We start from the raw sequence: 16,333 nt of genomic DNA, 5'->3' as shown, positions 1-16,333 counted from the left end.
GGCATGTACCGCCGCAGACTCACCGCCGCCCTGATCTTTCTGGGTCTGGCGGTGGTCTCCCCGGTGCTGCTGGTGGACTTCAACAACGACGGCGCGCCCGCCAGCCTCTGGCTGATGGGCGCGCCGTTCGTCTGCGGCCTCATGGGTGCCGCACTGGCTCTCTGGGGACGCAGCTGGGGGCTCGCCGTGGTGAGCGCCTTCGCTGGGTTCTTCGCCGTGCCCGCCTGGATCTTTGTGGTGTACCTGCTCGCTGGACCGTGAGCGCCTTGCGCCGTCGCCGCGGTGAGTCAGTCTTGGTCGAGACTCGGTTCCTTCACGCTGGCGATCAGGCTGCGCAAGAACTTCGCCGCGCCGGCACGCTCGGTGTCGGTCAGTCCCTCGGTCGCGGCGATCATCCGGGCGTGCATTTCGCTCAGCGTGGCCTTGACCTCACGGTCGGTCTCGTCGAGGATCTCCAGCGCGACGGAGCGTCGGTCCCCCGGGTGGGGGATCCGCTGGATGTAGCCGTCGCGGGACAGGCGATCGACCAGCACGCTGGTGGAGGCGGCCGTCAGCCCGAGGGCCTCCGCGAGGTCACGCTGGCGCGAGACGCGACCGGCTGAGCGCTCGTGGACCAGAAATCTCAACGCCAGCAGGTCGGTCTCGCCCATCCGCATGGAGTCTCGCGTCCGGGCTCGCATCTGTTTCTCCGCCTCGCGGTACTCGCGCAGGAGGTTCAGCAGGTCGATGGAGGAGTCGGACTGCTCGCTTCTGGCGTACCAGTACCCCGCGCCCGTTGTGCCGCTCGAGTGCTCGTCAGGTGCGTCCACGGGTGCCTCCCTTGGTCGATGCGCTCAGTGTACCCGGATGCATGTCGTTAACTAACTGTTCTAAGCACTAACTGTTGAAACGAGCGGACAGGCGCGCACAAAAATGTGGCCCCGCGGAACGTGAGTTCCACGGGGCCACACCGCGTGCTCGGCGATCAACAGACGAATCACTGCGAGCGATAGCACCTCACCTGATTCGTGGGGTGCTCACCGTCCTCAGGACTCGCTGGGACGCTGGCGCATGAAGTATGCGCCTGCACCGATCGCTCCGAGGGCGAGTGCTCCGCCGCCGGCAGCCATCGCCATGCCGGAGCCTTCGCTGCCGCCGCCGATGCCGGTGTCAGCGCCGCCTTCAGGCATGCCGTCCATCTGCGAGCCGGTCAGCGTGCCGCAGGCTGCGGGGAGGGTCGCGGCCAGGGGCAGCGAATCATCCAGCTCGGACTGGGCATTGGCGGCCTCTTCGCTCAGGACCGTGGGATCCACGCCGTGAACGACGACGACGCCGGTGCCATCGACCATCGAGGCCACGACATCATCGGGGAGTTCCAGGTTGCGCTCGTAGGTGTAGCTGCTGCCACCGGGGAACCGCTCCACGGCCAGAGCCGAGTCAGCGGAGGTGTCACCCTCGATGGTCAGCGAGGAGCCGATCCCGCCGTAGAAGGGTGCGCCCTCTTCGACGTTGACGGCGCCGTCGCCGTTCTGATCAGCATCGGCCGGCGGGCAGATGCCCTGAGAGCCGAAGTGAATGTGCTGCGCGTGCGGGAAAGGTCCATCCATGAAGGTCTCGGCCGCGCCATCGACGGTCATGTAGACGGTGGCCTGGTTGCCCTGACCTTCGATCAGAACGTCACCGACCGTGCCGGAGTTGTTCATCGGGTCCAGGTCGGCCTGGAAGGACCAGGACTGGCTGGAGTCCGAGGTCGCTGCACCGTCAGTCTCGCCACCGTGGCTGGAGTGGGCCATGGCGGGGGCTGCGGTCATAAGCATGGCGCCGAGCGCCAGGGTGGGGACTGCCAGTAGCTGTGATTTGCGCATTAGAGATACTCCTCATCGCTGGTGTGGTGGCATGGCTTGTGATCGTGGTGTCGACCAGGCCATGTACGCAGAGTTCGGAGCGAGAGCAGGATCGGATGGGAAGAATCTGAAAAAAAGTGTTTCAGCTCACGAATCGGCTTCAGAGGACGTGCTGAACCGGCTGTTCCGCCTCTATTCGGCGAGAGTCGCGTAGACGACGTAGTTGTCCTCGTATTCGCCCGTCTCCTGGTTATACCCATCGCAGGTGATGAGCCTCAGCTCTGCCGCGTCGGTGTTGCCGTAGACCTCCAGAGTGGGGAAATCGTTCTTGCCGTACTGCTCGGCCTTCGTCACGGAGAACACTGCGGTGCTGCCGTCTTCGCGCTCCACGGTGATCTCGTCGCCTTCGGCGAGCTGTGGCAGCGCCGCGAAGACCCCGGGCTGGCCCGCGGAGTCGTCCACATGACCCAACAGAACTGCGGGGCCGACCTCTCCTGGGGTGGGAGAGCCGGTGTACCAACTGGCGGGGGAGCCGGGAGCACCCGGTGGGACCTCGAGGGTGTCGTTCTCTCGCAGACCGAGGTGCAGCAGGTCTGAGCCGGCGTCGATGGCCGGTGCCGAGAAGGAGACCGGCTCCGATGCCTCCATCGCTGCCGGCTCGGTATCGCCCTCGCTCTCCGGTGAAGGCGTCGCCTCCGTGGCTTCTTCTGTGGCTTCTTCTGTGGGCTCGGCGTCGCTGGACTCATCGGCTGAGGGCTCCGACGACGGCGCGCTCGGAGTCTCCGCAGCAGCTTCAGTGGACTCCGCAGCCGGGTCTCCTTCGGCGTCACCAGCGCAGCCTGAGAGGAGCAGAACGCCCAGAGCCGAGATGGCGACGAGGCGACGGCCTCTGGTCTGCTTCACGCCTCCAGAGGAGCCACGAGTGGTCGGCTTGGGGTGCATGGTCTGCCCACTTTCTGTCCGCAATGGTGCTGGCGTTGAGCGCCCCACGTGCTGTTGCACAGAGGTGCTCTCCGTGGTGTCAGGGTACTGGTTCATTCCTGTTTCCCTGTCGCGAGGGCACCGCACCCGCGCTCTTGGATCCCGTGGTGTGGGCCAGTGAGGCGTCCTGACCAGTAGTTTCGTCGCGAATGTGGAGCGTTCAATCAGTTTCAACGGCTAACTTTTTTGACATGGCTGGTATGCCATCACGAAAGAAGGGAAAGCACCCATGACTGAGTATCGCGTCGCTGTCACACTGAGCCGGCCTCTGGAGGACACAGAGGTCCGGCAGCTGCACACCAACCGGAGCAGTTCAGTCTCCGGGTATGACATGGACGGCGGGGACGTCGTGATGGTGTCGCTCCATGCACCGAACGCCCTGACCGCTGCGGAGACCGCCGAGATCCAGGTGCAGCGTGCCACAGGTGTGGAGATCGCGGCCACGCAGCTCGTGCCCTGAGGCCCCTAGACGGCCGGACCCCAGGGGCTCTCGACCCCGATGTACTGAGTGCTGGTGTACTCGCTGATCCCCTCCGCCCCGCCTTCGCGTCCGAGCCCGGACTGCTTGACCCCGCCGAAGGGTGCCGCTGCGTTGGAGATGACACCTACGTTGAGCCCCATCAGGCCGAAGTCGATGCGGTCACCGATCCGCAGTCCGCGGGAGATGTTCTCGGTGAACACGTAGGAGGCGAGCCCGTACTCGGTGGCGTTGGCCAGGGCCACCGCCTCGTCCTCGCTGCTGAAGGTCATCACCGGGGCGACAGGTCCGAAGATCTCTTCGCGCATGACCCGGGCGTCGGCGGGGACATCGCGCAACAGAGTGGGGGCATAGAAGTGGCCAGCTCCCTCGATCCGGTGACCGCCGACGACGACTGTGGCCCCGCGCTCCACGGCCTCGGCGACCAGGCCCTCCACCGAGGCGCAGGCCTTGTCGTCGATCAGCGGGCCGACCTCGGAGGTCTCATCGAGCCCGGAACCCACACTCAGAGCAGACATCTTCTGCGCCAGTCTCGCGATGAACTCCTCCGCCACCGAATCGTGGACCAACAGCCTGTTGGCGGCCGTGCAGGCCTCGCCCATATTGCGCATCTTCGCCGCCATGGCACCGTCTACGGCCTTGTCCAGATCGGCGTCCTCGAACACCAGCAACGGGCCATTCCCACCGAGCTCCATGGAGGTGCGCAGCACGTTCTCCGTGGCCTGGCGCATGAGATGCTTGCCCACCGGGGTGGAGCCGGTGAAGGAGATCTTGCGGAGCCGGGAATCGGCTAGCAGCGGCTCGGAGATCTCGGCGGGTGAATCGGTGGGCAGGACATTGAGCACGCCCGCCGGAAGTCCTGCCTCGGTCATGAGCTGGGTGAAGTACAGGGCGGTCAGCGGGGTGAGGCCTGCCGGTTTCAGGATCATCGTGCAGCCTGCCGCGATGGCGGGGGCAACCTTGCGAGTGGCCATGGCGAGGGGGAAGTTCCACGGGGTGATCAGCAGGCACGGACCCACCGGCTTACGGGTGACGAGCATGCGCAGGTTGCCTTCGGGCGTGTCGGCGTAGCGTCCGGAGTCGCGCACCGCCTCCTCGGAGAACCAGCGCAGGAACTCACCGCCGTAATTGACCTCGCCGCGTGACTGCGCCAGCGGTTTGCCCATCTCCAGCGTCATCAGCAGCGCCAGGTCTTCGGCGCGTTCCTGCACGAGGTCGAAGCCGCGACGCAGAATGTCCGCCCGGCTGCGCGAGGAGGTGCGGGCCCAGGTCTCCTGTACGGCGGAGGCGGCGTCCATGGCGGCCGCCGCGTCCGCGCGACCGGCAGACGCCACTGTGGCGATCACGTCCCCGGTGGCTGGGTTCTCCACCGTGAAGCTGGCACCGGAGACGGCCTGCTGCCAGCGCCCCTCGACGAAGAGCTGGTTCGGCGTCGCGGCGAGCACGGCCTCGACGCGGGAGGTCAGATCGTGGGAAGTCAGATCATGCGTGGTCATGGGGTCAGCCCTTCGTGGCGGTGACATGAGGTGAGACGGTGACATGGGCCGAGGCGGTGAGCTGGGACGCAGCGCCGGAGTGGCTGCGCAGGGCAGATTCGAGGACATCCAGGCCGTCGCTGAGCAGCTGCTGATCGATCACCAGCGGCGGCAGCAATCGGATCACGTTGCCGTAGGTGCCGCAGGTCAGGATCAGCACCCCCTGGCTCAGGCACGTGGCGGCCACGGCGCGCGTAGTCTCCGGGTCCGGCTCGGTGGTGCCGGGCTTCACCAGTTCGACGGCGAGCATCGCTCCGCGTCCACGGACTTCACCGATCGGCCCCTGATCTCCGCCGAGCTCCTCGGCCAGCGTGCGCAGCCGAGGCGTCACCAGCTCCTCGATCCCGCGGGCGCGTCCGGGGAGATCCTGTTCTTCCATGGTGTGCAGCGTGGCGAGCGCGGCGGCGCAGGCCACTGCGTTGCCGCCGTAGGTGCCTCCGAGGCCGCCGGCGTGGACGGCGTCGAGCAGCTCGGCGCGGCCGGTGACCGCCGAGAGCGGCATGCCACCGGCGATGCCCTTGGCCATGGTGATCAGATCCGGCACCACGCCTTCATGCTCGGAGGCGAACCAGGCCCCGGTGCGGCAGAAGCCCGACTGGACCTCGTCGGCGATGAAGACCACCCCGTTCTCCCGGGCCCAGTCCGCCAGGGTGGGCAGGAACCCTTCGGCGGGGACGATGAATCCGCCCTCGCCCTGGATCGGCTCGATCAGGATGGCGGCGATCGATCCTGCACCGATCTGCTTCTCCATCTGATCGATCGCGCGGCGCGCGGCCTCCGGTCCGGTGATCTCCGGGTTGGCCTCGCGGTACGGGTAGCTCATGGGCATCCGGTAGATCTCCGGGGCGAAGGGGCCGAAGTTCGACTTATACGGCATAGTCTTCGCCGTCAGGCCCATGGTGAGGTTGGTGCGCCCGTGATAGGCGTGGTCAAAGGCGACGACCGCCTGCCGGGAGGTCGCGAGCCGGGCGATCTTCACCGCGTTCTCCACGGCCTCGGCCCCAGAGTTGAACAGGACGGTCCGCTTCTCGTGGTCACCGGGCGTCAGCCGCGCGAGCTCCTCGGCCACCGCGATATACCCCTCATAGGGGGTGACCATGAAGCAGCTATGGGTGAAGTGCCCGACCTGCTCGGTCACCGCCTGCGCGACGGCGGGGGAGCTCGCGCCCACCGAGGTGACCGCGATCCCGGAGCCCAAATCGATGAAGCTGTTGCCGTCCACGTCGCGGATGATCCCGCCGTCGGCGTCGGCCGCGTAGACAGGCATCGTGGAGACGGCGCTCGCCGGGACGGACTTGGCACGGCGCGCGGCGAGCTGCTGGGAGGCAGGACCGGGGATCGCCGTGACCAGCTCGCGGCGCTGCGGAAGTCGAGATTCCAGTGTGGGCAGCGCCTGAGAGTTGGTGGGCGCGGTGCTGGTGGAGACAGTGTTGGTGGAGACAGCGCTGGGGGAGGAAGTCATCGGAAACGGCCTTTCGGGAGGATCAAAAAGTATGCAGGGCGCGCTGGGCGCTACAGGCGGGGAGTCGACGGGGGCTCGGTGCGCCGGTGGCCGGTCGCCTCGAAGGCCGCGGCGACTCGCAGCAGCCGGACGTCGTCGTAGGCGCGGCCGGCGAAGGTGATGCCCACGGGCATTCCGGTGTCGGGCATCGTGCCCATGGGCACGGTGACCGTGGGGATGCCCAGGTGCCGCCAGACGAGGTTGCCGTTGGCCACCCAGACTCCGTTGCGCCAGGCGGCCTCCGCCGAGGACGGGGAGACATCGGCATCTGCCGGTCCGACGTCGGCCACCGCGGGGAACGCGATGACGTCGAGTCCGAGTTGGTCCAGCCATTCCTCGAAGTCCTGCTCCCGGGTGCGCACCAGTCCGGCGATGCCTTCTTCCATGAGCGGGAGGTCCTCGAGCTGCAGGTCGGGGCGCTGACGGATCAGCTCGGGCAGCGTGGCGATATCGTCGTCGAACCCGTCGTACCGGTCGGGCAGAGCGCCGTCAGGTGCGGGGAAGATCTGGTTTCCATCGACCTGAGTGAGGCTGTGCAGCGTCTCGTCTCCGTTGGCCTGCAGGAAGTCCTCCCAGGCCCAGGCACTGAGCTCGGTCACCTCTTGGCGCAGATACTCCGCAGGGACCAGCCCGCGGCTGGTGATGGTCGGGGCGCCGGGGCGGTCGCCCTCGTAATTGCTCAGCACCGGCAGGTCGCAGTCGGTGAGCGCGGCGCCGTACTCGGTGAGGCTGGCGCTGGCGGCGTCCCACAGTTCGAGCACGGAGTCCCGCGGACGGATCGCGCGGCCCGTGGATCCCCCGAGGCCGGTGGTCCCATCGGCGTGGGATGGTGCCGTTCCTGCCTGCGGATCCTTCCCCAAGAAGATCCGCGGTGCGCCGATGCGCAGGCCGCCGAGCACTCCATAGGCCGTCTGCTGATCTGCGACCTGCAGCGCGGTGAAGGCCTCCGGACGCACCTCAGAGGCCCGTGGCACGTCGAGCCAGGGCTGGACCCGCCAGAAGTCTCCCCGGGTCTGGGGGTCATCTGCGACGATCAGGTCAAGCACCTCCAAGAGGTCCGCCATCGTGCGGGTCTGCGGGACGACGACGTCCATCGTCGGCACCAGCGGCCAGTTTCCGCGCATGGAGATGACTCCCCAGGAGGGGGTATAGGCGCACAGCGCGTTGTTGGAGGCCGGTGCGCGCCCGGAGGACCAAGTCTCCTCCGCCAGCCCGAAGCTGGCGAAGCTCGCCGCGGTCGACGTGCCGGAGCCGTTGGAGGAGCCGGAGGCGAAGGCCGAGGTCAGGTACTCCGGGTTGTACGGGCTCTCGGCCCGGCCATAGACGCCGCGCTGCATGCCCCCATTGGCCATCGGCGGCATATTCGTCAGACCCAGCAGCACCGCGCCGGCGTTGCGCAGCTGCTCCACCACGAAAGAGTCCTGCTGCGCCACCAGTTCGGCGAAGGCGGGGGAGCCGGCGGCCACGGTCAGCCCCTTCGCCATATAACTGTTCTTCGCGGTATAGGGGATCCCGTCCAGTGGGCTCAGCGGCGCACCGGCGGCACGCCGTGCATCCGACGCCTGGGCTTCGGCAAGCGCTCGCGGATTCATCACCACCACGGAGTTCAGCCGTGGCCCCTGCTGGTCGTAGGCTGCGATCCGCTCCAGGTAGGCGTTCAGCAGCTCTTCGCTGCTGGTCCTCCCGTCCTGAAGTGCCTCGCGCAGCTGGGAGATCGTGGCTTCGACCACGTCGAAGGATTCCCGGGTCATGATGGCCTCGTTTCCGAAGTCTTGGCGGGAGTGGGCTGCTGCTGGGTGATGCAGTGGATGCCGCCGCCGAAGCGCAGGATGTCTTGAGCGTCGACCAGTTCGATGCGCCGGTCGGGGTACGCCTCGGCCAGCAGCGCGGCGGCCTGATCGTCGCGCGGGTCGTCGTAGGCGCACAGCAGGACCACCCCGTTGGCCACGTAGTGGTTGATATAGGTCCAATCCACGTACTCCCCGTCCTCCATCAACGTCTCCGGGGCGGGGACATCGATGATGGTGAAGGGCTCGCCCGCGGCGTTCCGCGCGGTCTCCAGGAAACGCCGCAGCTCGCGTGTCACCTCATAGTCGGGGTGGGTGGGGTCCTCTTGGCGGTGCAGCAAGATGTGACCGGCGGGGGTGAAGGCGGCGAACATGTCCACGTGGCCGCGGGTGCCGAACTCCTCGTAGTCCTTGGTCAGTCCGCGCGGGAACCAGACGGCGTGGCTGGTGCCCAGCTTCGCGTGGATCTCCGCCTCGATCTGCTCCCTGCCCTGCCCGGGGTTGCGGCCCTCATCGCGCTGGACGGTCTCGGTCAGCAGCACCGTGCCGCGGCCGTCCACATGGAACGCGCCGCCCTCATTGACGAGGTCGCTGGTGAACCGCTGGCTGCCCGCCTGCGCGGTGATGGCCGCGGCGATGTGCTGATCGCGGTCCCAGGCCGCCCAGCTCTGCGCCCCCCACCCGTTGAAGATCCAGTCGACGGCGGCGAGTGCGCCGTCGTCCTGGTGGACGAACGTCGGCCCGATGTCGCGCATCCAGGCATCGTCGAGCGGCATCGGTACGATCGTGGCCACCTCGCTGAGCAGCTCGCGCGCCGCGGGTTCATCCTGCGGTGCGGCCACCACGGTGACCGGCTCATACCGAGCCAGCATCCGGGCCACGCGCGCCCAAGCCGTTCGGGCCGCCTCAAGGGTGGCCGAGCCGGGTTCACCGAAGGTGTCGTTGCTCGGTGGGAAGGCCATCCAGGTGCGGTCATGCGGCGCCCATTCGGGAGGCATGCGCAGCGCGGGCTGAGGGGAGGTCATGGTGCTCCTGTCGCAGAGTGCGGCTAGGTCGGGAGAGGTCGGTCGAGGAGGGATGGGTCGAGAACGGGTAGGTCGAGAACGGTCACCGAGGGTGGTTGAGGAACCGGTCAGTCGGTGATGAACTCGGTGGTCTCGAACCGGCTGCGGAAGAACTCGGGGCGCTTCCGGTACTGCCAGAACATGGCTGCGAGGCCGAGGATGAAGACCAGCATCCCGAGGATGAAGACCAGGCCGATGCCGCCGATCTGAGAGCCGGACCCGTAGTCGGGGTCCATCGAGTCCCAGATGGTCTGGCAGAAGAAGATCAGCAGCAGGATGCCGCCCACCAGGGGAGCGAGGAACTTGTTGAAGAAGGCGCCGGCCGAGGCCGTGGCCTCCTTTCGGAAGTACCAGACGCAGGCGAGCGCGGTGATCCCGTAGTAGAAGCAGACCATCATGCCCAGGGTGGTGATGGTGTCCCAGAGGACGTTCTCGGAGATGATGCGCATCACCACGTAGAACGCTGAGGCGATGACCACGGCGACCACGGTGGCGTAGGCGGGGGTCTGGTACCGCGGGCTGACCTGCGCGTATTTGCGGTTCAGGGCACCGTAGTGGCCCATGGCCAGCATGGTGCGGGCGGGGGAGATCATGGTGGACTGCAGCGAGGCCGCGGAGGAGGACAGCACCGCCAGGGACATCAGGATCGCCATCGGGCCCATGACGGGTCCGGCCAGTGCTGCGAAGACGTTCTCCTGGATGTCCGGGTTGCCGAGGCCGAACTCGCCCTCGGAGACTCCGGAGAAGGACAGCGCGCCGAGGGTGACCACGGTGTAGAGGCTGACCACCACCAGGATGGTCAGAATGGCTGCGCGTCCGGGGGTCGTGGTGGTGCCGCGGGATTCCTCGTTCATGGTCAGGACCACGTCCCAGCCCCAGTAGATGAACACCGAGAGCGCGATGCCGGCGGCGAAGGCGGAGAAGGACTCGATCCCGAAGGGGTTGAACCATTCCCAGGTGAAGGCGGTGGCGTCGAAGGCTGAGCCGATCGAGGCGTGGCGGAAGGCGGCGATGGAGAACCAGAGCAGCACCACGAGCTGGAAGGAGACCAGCACGTACTGCACGGTCTTGGTGGCCTCCATCCCGCGGTAGGAGACATAGGCCGCGATCGCCATGAAGATCACGCAGGTGATGACGTTGACCGGGACGTTGCGGGTCAGTTCGGCGATCGATTCGACTCCGGTGAGCTGACTGATCGCCAGGTAGAAGAAGTCCACGGCGATGCCGGCGAGGTTGGAGAGCACCAGGATGGTGGCCGCGAGAAGACCCCAGCTGCCCATCCAGCCGATCCAGGGGCCGAAGGCCTTGGAGGCCCAGGTGAAGGTGGTGCCGGCGTCGGGCATGGCCCGGTTCAGCTGCCGGTAGCCCAGGGCGACCAGCAGCATGGGGATGAATCCGACGATCAGCACTGCGGGGAGGTGATCGCCCACCGCCGAGGCGGTGGGGCCCAGGGCTCCGGAGAGCGTATAGGCCGGGGCGATGGTGGAGACCCCGATGACGACGGCGCCGAGCACGCCGATGCTTCCGATGCTGAGCCCCTTGCTGTGGGCATGCTGCCCCGTGGCGTCAACGCTGGTGGTGGGTGATTCGCTCATGATGTTCTCCTGATTCAGCGTGCGTCCGGCGCACTGGAGTCAAGGTCGCGCGGCAGCAGGACCATAGGGATCGGCAAATGGGACAGCACTCGGGCGGCGGTCATGCCCAGGAAGATGTGCCGGCGGCGGGCCAACGGTGAGGAGCCGATGAGCAGGATCGCTCCCTGGGGCCAGTCCACGGTGTCCACGGCATGACGCAGGGTCTTGCCGGAGGCCACGAGGTGCTTCGCGGTTGTGGTCCCGCGTGATTCGGGGTTCCCCGCTGACGCAGCGTCACCTTCCTGGAAGGTCACGAAGCTCAGCGCGGCACCGAGCTGCGCCGCCCAGCCCTCGCTGGTCTCGGCGACCTGGTGCTGGGGGTGTGCCGCGGAGACGGCGCCCATCACATCGGTGATCCTCGTGGTGGCCCGGTATCCGGCCGGGGCGAGTGCCACCGGCACCGGTGCGCTGTGCAGCAGCGCGGTCACCGCAGGGTGGGTCATGATCCGGCCGAACCCGATGCCGGAACCGGTCACCAGCACGTCGGAGCCGAGCTCCTTGACCGCGTCCACGAGGCCCTCGGCCACGGACCGGGCGGGCCGGACGTGGCTGTGGTGGGTGACCTCAGCAGGGATGACCGCCTGGGCCTCCCGGATCCACTGCTGGGCCTGTTCGGCGATGATTCCTTGCACGTTGCCCACGGGCGGGTAGGCCTGGTTGAACGGATCGTCTTCCTTGAGGACCAGGATGACGTCGAGTGTGGCACCGGCGGAGCGGGCCAGGGCGATGGCGAGTGCCAGGGCGTCGTGGCTGCGTTCATCGCCGCCGAAGCCCACAGCCACCCGGTTGAGTGAGTGTTCAGCCATGGTTCACCTCCGAGTGATCTGATGCGTGGTCGTGTGAGTGCACTGAGGCATGGTCTGGGGTGTGCCCCGCGAGGCGGTCCACGATCTCCTGCGCGGCCCGGCGGCCCTGACGCAGGGCTCCGTCCACGTGCTGATAGCCCTCCGCCGCGAGGTCGGAGCAGGCCCAGTGCAGGGGTCCCACCGCGCTGCGCTGGTGCGCGCCGTAGCGGGAGAGGCCGCCGAGGTCGAAGCTCGCGGCGTAGGCGCCGCGGGTCCATTCCTCGGAGCCGAAATCTGACTCGTAGTAGACCTCGGGAGCAAGCGCCTCCTCGCCCAGGTGATTGGCCAGTGATCGCAGGATCGCCTCGCGCCGGTCCTGCTCGGGGAGGGCGAACATCTCATCGGCCTTCTCATCGGAGACGAAGGCGACCAGGGTGCCGCGACGGTCCTGGTGGTTGGTGTTGTCGTAGACCTCTTGGCAGATCTCATTGGGTCCGAACCCGGTGCCGGAGAGGCCCTTGTCCCGCCAGAACGGCGTGTCGTACACCGCGTGGACCTTGATCACCAGGCCCATGGACTGGTGCTGGTGCATCTGATGCTGCAGGCGGGGGAGCGGCGGTTCGAAGCTGATCCGTGAGTAGAGGTTCGGCGGTACAGCGAGGATCACCTGCTGGGCGCGCACGGTGACCCTGTCCGAGAAGACGGTCGCGCCGCCGTCGTCGTTCCAGGTGATGGTGCGCACCGGGGTCTCCAGGTGCACGGAGCCCTCGGACAGCCGGGAGGCCATGGTCTCGGAGACGCTCTGCATCCCGCCGATCACCCGGCGGTCCAGGATGAAGTCCTCGTCCACCAGGTTGCTGAAGGAGCCCGCCGAGGCCGCCATCAGCACTGCCTGCAGCGCGGAGAAGGCGTGGTCGGGTTTGGTGAGCATCCCCCCGGCGAGGAAGATCGCGATGTTCTCCCGGGCGGCGGCGTCCTCGGTCTGTTCGCGCAACCATGCGTTGAAGGTCACCGTGTCCAGCTCGCGCGCCTTCGGGTGTGCCCAGGGTTCTGCGGGACCGATAGCGGCTGCGAGCTCATCGAGGATGCCGATGATGCGTTCCATCTCCGCGACGGTGTGCTCCGCGGCGGGGAACATGTCCCCGGTGTACTCGTGGCGCTCGCCGTCCCGGTCCAGGTAGATGTTCGCGCCCTCGCGGTAGCGGGAGAAGGTGCCCATGCCGAGCTCTTCGACGAGGCCGAGGAGCTCGGTCTGATCGGGGGAGACCCACTGGCCGCCGATCTCCAAGAAGGCCCCGTCGATCTCCTTGGACCAGGTGCGCCCGCCCACGCGGTCACGGGCCTCCAGCACGATCGCCGAATGTCCGGCGGCCTGCAGCGTGCGTGCCGCCATCAGCCCGGCCGGACCACCACCGACGACGACGACGTCGGCCTCCAGCGCCTCGACGCTGCCCACTGATCTCGTGGTCTCCATAGTGTTCCCCTTCACATTTAAATTAACTACATTCATTAACGGACAGCGTCGAGCCGATGTCAAGCCTTCGCCGAGAAGTTCATGAGCCTGTTACATGGTGGAGGGTGGAGTTCGCTGTAGATTGAGCCGCCGAAGGAAAGACCGTTTCGAGCAAAGGACCGAGCAGTGTCAGAGGAGAAAACCACCTCTCGTCGGCGAGGACGGCCCACCTCCCCGGTCCTCTCCCGCAGCGCGATTGCCGGCGAGGCCATGGAGCTGGTGGCCGAGCGCGGGTATGACCACCTCACGATGGCGGGGCTCGCGCGAAAGCTGGGCGTCTCCGCTTCCGCGCTGTACAACCATGTGTCCTCCAAGCACGATGTCCTGGTGCTGATCCAGGACCGGCTCAACGAGCAGATCGACTACAGCGCGTTTGATCGCCTGGACTGGCCGGAGGGTCTGCGCCACTGGGCACGTTCCTACCGCGACTGCTACATCGAGCACACCGAGCTGATTCCGCTGATCGCGGTGCTGCCCATCGCCGATGCGCCGCAGTCGGTGAAGATGTATGAGCGGGTCTTCACCGCGCTGCACTCCGCCGGGATCGAGCAGCGCGAGGCGGTGGACATGATCGTGGGGATCGAGGCGCTGGTGTTCGGCGCCGCCTTCGACGCCTCCGCCCCGGCGGACATCTTTGACCCTGGAGGCCTTTTGGACATGGCGCCGGCCTTCGCCGAGGCGGCTGCCCTGCGCGCGGCTGATGCCCGCGGCTCCGCCGATCGCGCCTTCGAGATGGCTCTCGACGCGCTGATCGACGGCCTGCGCCGACGGGTCAGTTCAGAGCGTGCATGATGTGCTTGACCCGGGTGTACTCCTCGACTGAATAGTTCGACAGGTCCTTGCCGTAGCCCGAGGATTTGAAGCCGCCGTGCGGCATCTCCGCGACGAGCAGCAGGTGCGTGTTGACCCAGACGCAGCCGAAATCGAGGTCTCGGGTGAAGCGCATGGCGCGGGTGTGGTTCGAGGTCCAGACGCTGGAGGCCAGCGCGTATTCCACGCCGTTGGAGAGCTCGATGGCCTCCTCCTCGGTGGAGAAGCGCTGCACGGTGAGCACCGGCGCGAAGGTCTCCTCCTGGACCAGCTCATCCTCCTGACGGACCCCCGTGATGATGGTGGGTTCGACGAAGAAGCCCGTGGCGTCCTCCGACGGCGCGCCTCCGGTCACCACGGTGGCGTGGGCCGGGATGTTCTTGAGCTTCGTGCAGACCGTCTCGTAGTGGCGCACGTTGTTCAGCGGACCGAAGTCGTTCCTCGCGTCGTCGGCCTCTCCGGTGGTCGCCTTGCGCGCCTCAGCGGCGAGTAGCTCCACGAACTCGTCATGGATGCTGTCCTCAACGATCACGCGGGTGACTGCTGTGCAGTCCTGGCCGGCGTTGAAGGTGCCGAAGGTGATCAGGGCCTCGGCCGCCTTAGGCAGGTCTGCGTCGGCGAAGACCACGGCGGGGGCCTTGCCGCCGAGTTCGAGGTGGGTGCGCTTGACCTTCTCCGCAGCTGAGGCGGCGACGTGCTGGCCCGCGCGCACCGAACCGGTGATCGCGACCATCGCCGGCGTGTCATGCTCGGTGAGCAGCTTCCCGGTGCTCCCATCGCCGAGGACCACGTTGAGCACACCGGCGGGGAAGACCTCACCGGCCAGGCGGGCGAGGACCAGTGTGGATTCGGGAGTGGATTCGGCAGGCTTGAGCACGATGGTGTTGCCGGCCGCCAGGGCGGGCCCGATCTTCCAGATCGCCATCATGAGCGGAAAGTTCCAGGGCGTGATCTGCGCGACGACGCCGAGGGGCTCGCGGCGCACATAGGAGGTGTGTCCCTCCATGTACTCCGCGGCGCCGCGGCCCTCGAGCAGGCGGGCGGCGCCGGCGAAGAAGCGCAGCTGATCCGCGCCCGCGGCGACCTCCTCCTCGGCGATGATCCGCCGCGGCTGCCCGGTGTTGCGGTGCTGGGCTTCGACCAGCTCCTCGGAGTGTGCCTCCATTGAGTCCGCCAGGGCCAGCAGGCAGCGCTGCCGTTCGGAGGGCGTCACGGACTTCCAGGACGCGAAAGCCTCGCGTGCCGCGGCGAAGGCAGCGTCGACGTCGGAGGCTTCGGAGATGGGGGAGAGGGCCACGCGCTCCCCGTTGACGGGGTTGACGACGTCCATGTTCGAGGCGCCCGTGGCCTCGACGAATGATCCATTGATGAAATTCTCAAGCCGCGAGCTCACAAGGGTCTCCTCCACTCAGATAATGATTCACGTTCATTTTACGATGTGGTGATGTGATGCGCAACACTCAGTTCTCAGAGTGCCCTTGCACTGCGGCCGGTTTCTATGGTCCGGGACGTGATCCTGCGCGAGCATTGGGGTGAGCCTTCACGACGGCGGCGGCACCACATCGAGGAGCGTCAGATGCGAGAGGTGAAGAAGGGGCGGCACACGCACCAGCATGAGGGTGAGGTGGTGGTGTTCATCATCGGCATGACCATCAACCGGCCGTGGCGAGTGCGAACCTGGTTCCCGGTGTTTGCGGCCATGCCGAAGATGCTCGAGGAGCTCACCGCGGATCCCGATTCAGGGCTGCTCGGTTACCGGCTGGCTTTCGGTCGGGGTGGTCCGCTGTGCATCCAGTACTGGTCATCCGCCGAGAAGCTCTACAGCTACGCCTCGGATCGGGAAGGACTTCATCGGCCGGCTTGGGCGGCCTTCAACCGAGGCGCGTTGAAGGTCCCGGGCGTGGTGGGGATCTGGCACGAGACCTTCGTCGCGGAGCAGGTGGAATCGGTCTACGTGGACACACCGGTGGCGGGCCTTAGCGAGGCGACCTCCTCGGTGCCGGTGGTCCGTGACCGGGAACGGGCTCGGGACCGGTTGGGCCGGAGGGGAAAGCCTCAGGCGAGACCCTCCGGTTAATGCGCTTGGTGTCTTCACGGCGCGCTGCTTCCTAGGTTTGACCTGCACCGGTAGCCTCAATACAAGAGGTGCGATTTCCGCGCCGCAAAGAAAGGAATTACCTCGTGATTATTCTCGGACTCATTCTCCTGATCGTGGGAGCCGTCATTGACGTGTCCATCCTCTGGACGATCGGCATCATCCTGCTCGTCGTCGGCGTCATCCTGTGGATCCTGGGATCCCTCGGCCGCGCAGTCGGTGGCCGTAAGCACTACTGGTAAACCAAAAGGAATCGCATGCCCTTTCCCGGCTGGTTGAGTAATCCGGTGCGAACGTAACGCCCGGATGACTCAACCAGCCAGGAAG

Annotated in this window: 16 protein-coding genes; 5 read left to right on the top strand and 11 right to left on the bottom strand. The window is 66.9% G+C overall.

What is annotated here, in order from left to right:
* Positions 1-3: 3 nt before the first annotated feature.
* Positions 4-261: a hypothetical protein gene (locus tag IY716_RS10905; protein ID WP_218221737.1), complete on the top strand. Its 258-nt coding sequence runs from the start codon at positions 4-6 to the stop codon at positions 259-261.
* 26 nt (positions 262-287) lie between these two features.
* Here IY716_RS10905 and IY716_RS10900 read toward each other — a convergent pair whose 3' ends face one another.
* From IY716_RS10900 to IY716_RS10890, 3 genes are all read right to left on the bottom strand, one after another.
* A complete protein-coding gene (locus tag IY716_RS10900; protein WP_369699689.1) occupies positions 288-809 on the bottom strand; it encodes a MarR family winged helix-turn-helix transcriptional regulator in 522 nt (173 codons plus the stop codon).
* 216 nt (positions 810-1,025) lie between these two features.
* Positions 1,026-1,844, bottom strand: coding sequence for a hypothetical protein (locus IY716_RS10895; RefSeq protein ID WP_218221736.1), 819 nt, complete (start codon positions 1,842-1,844; stop codon positions 1,026-1,028).
* Positions 1,845-2,015: 171 nt separating this feature from the next.
* The gene (locus IY716_RS10890) at positions 2,016-2,726 is read right to left on the bottom strand and encodes a class F sortase (protein ID WP_369699688.1); all 711 of its coding nucleotides are present in this window, start codon (positions 2,724-2,726) and stop codon (positions 2,016-2,018) included.
* Positions 2,727-3,033: 307 nt separating this feature from the next.
* Here IY716_RS10890 and IY716_RS10885 point away from each other — a divergent pair, with 307 nt between their 5' ends.
* Positions 3,034-3,264, top strand: coding sequence for a hypothetical protein (locus tag IY716_RS10885; protein WP_218221734.1), 231 nt, complete (start codon positions 3,034-3,036; stop codon positions 3,262-3,264).
* 5 nt (positions 3,265-3,269) lie between these two features.
* Here the strand turns inward: IY716_RS10885 and IY716_RS10880 are convergent, their stop codons facing one another.
* The 7 genes from IY716_RS10880 to IY716_RS10850 form a co-directional block, all read right to left on the bottom strand.
* On the bottom strand, positions 3,270-4,778 hold the full coding sequence (locus IY716_RS10880) for an NAD-dependent succinate-semialdehyde dehydrogenase (RefSeq protein ID WP_218221733.1): 1,509 nt from the start codon (positions 4,776-4,778) through the stop codon (positions 3,270-3,272).
* Positions 4,779-4,782: 4 nt separating this feature from the next.
* The gene (gene gabT / locus IY716_RS10875; protein WP_218221732.1) at positions 4,783-6,279 is read right to left on the bottom strand and encodes a 4-aminobutyrate--2-oxoglutarate transaminase; all 1,497 of its coding nucleotides are present in this window, start codon (positions 6,277-6,279) and stop codon (positions 4,783-4,785) included.
* A 50-nt stretch (positions 6,280-6,329) separates the two neighbouring features.
* Entirely contained in the window at positions 6,330-8,069 is a 1,740-nt protein-coding gene (locus tag IY716_RS10870) for an amidase (protein WP_218221731.1), read from the bottom strand.
* Positions 8,066-9,130: an agmatine/peptidylarginine deiminase gene (locus IY716_RS10865; protein WP_255316744.1), complete on the bottom strand. Its 1,065-nt coding sequence runs from the start codon at positions 9,128-9,130 to the stop codon at positions 8,066-8,068. Before IY716_RS10865 ends, IY716_RS10870 begins: the two co-directional genes overlap by 4 nt.
* Positions 9,131-9,237: 107 nt before the next feature.
* On the bottom strand, positions 9,238-10,764 hold the full coding sequence (locus IY716_RS10860) for an APC family permease (protein ID WP_218221730.1): 1,527 nt from the start codon (positions 10,762-10,764) through the stop codon (positions 9,238-9,240).
* Between the two features lie 14 nt (positions 10,765-10,778).
* Positions 10,779-11,609: a universal stress protein gene (locus IY716_RS10855; protein ID WP_218221729.1), complete on the bottom strand. Its 831-nt coding sequence runs from the start codon at positions 11,607-11,609 to the stop codon at positions 10,779-10,781.
* Positions 11,602-13,062: an NAD(P)/FAD-dependent oxidoreductase gene (locus tag IY716_RS10850; protein WP_218221728.1), complete on the bottom strand. Its 1,461-nt coding sequence runs from the start codon at positions 13,060-13,062 to the stop codon at positions 11,602-11,604. The genes IY716_RS10855 and IY716_RS10850 overlap by 8 nt, the downstream gene beginning before the upstream one ends.
* A gap of 165 nt (positions 13,063-13,227) precedes the next feature.
* Between IY716_RS10850 and IY716_RS10845 the strand changes: the two genes are divergently transcribed.
* Positions 13,228-13,893 carry a TetR/AcrR family transcriptional regulator gene (locus tag IY716_RS10845; RefSeq protein ID WP_369699687.1) on the top strand — a complete coding sequence of 222 codons (666 nt, stop codon included), beginning with the start codon at positions 13,228-13,230 and terminating at the stop codon, positions 13,891-13,893.
* Here IY716_RS10845 and IY716_RS10840 read toward each other — a convergent pair.
* Positions 13,874-15,304 (bottom strand): aminobutyraldehyde dehydrogenase, encoded by a 1,431-nt coding sequence (locus tag IY716_RS10840; RefSeq protein ID WP_218221727.1) that lies wholly within the window; start codon positions 15,302-15,304, stop codon positions 13,874-13,876. The two genes, IY716_RS10845 and IY716_RS10840, sit on opposite strands and share 20 nt — an antisense overlap.
* A 183-nt stretch (positions 15,305-15,487) precedes the next feature.
* On the opposite strand from IY716_RS10840, the gene IY716_RS10835 reads away from it, so the two are divergent.
* Positions 15,488-15,988: a DUF4188 domain-containing protein gene (locus IY716_RS10835; RefSeq protein WP_218221726.1), complete on the top strand. Its 501-nt coding sequence runs from the start codon at positions 15,488-15,490 to the stop codon at positions 15,986-15,988.
* Between the two features lie 104 nt (positions 15,989-16,092).
* Positions 16,093-16,248: a DUF6131 family protein gene (locus tag IY716_RS10830; protein ID WP_218221725.1), complete on the top strand. Its 156-nt coding sequence runs from the start codon at positions 16,093-16,095 to the stop codon at positions 16,246-16,248.
* Positions 16,249-16,333: the final 85 nt, after the last annotated feature.

Source organism: Nesterenkonia sp. Act20 (genome assembly GCF_019173455.1).
Lineage (GTDB): Bacteria > Actinomycetota > Actinomycetes > Actinomycetales > Micrococcaceae > Nesterenkonia.
The sequence above is the reverse complement of the archived record's forward strand: the minus strand, read 5'-3'. Positions and strand labels throughout refer to the sequence as shown.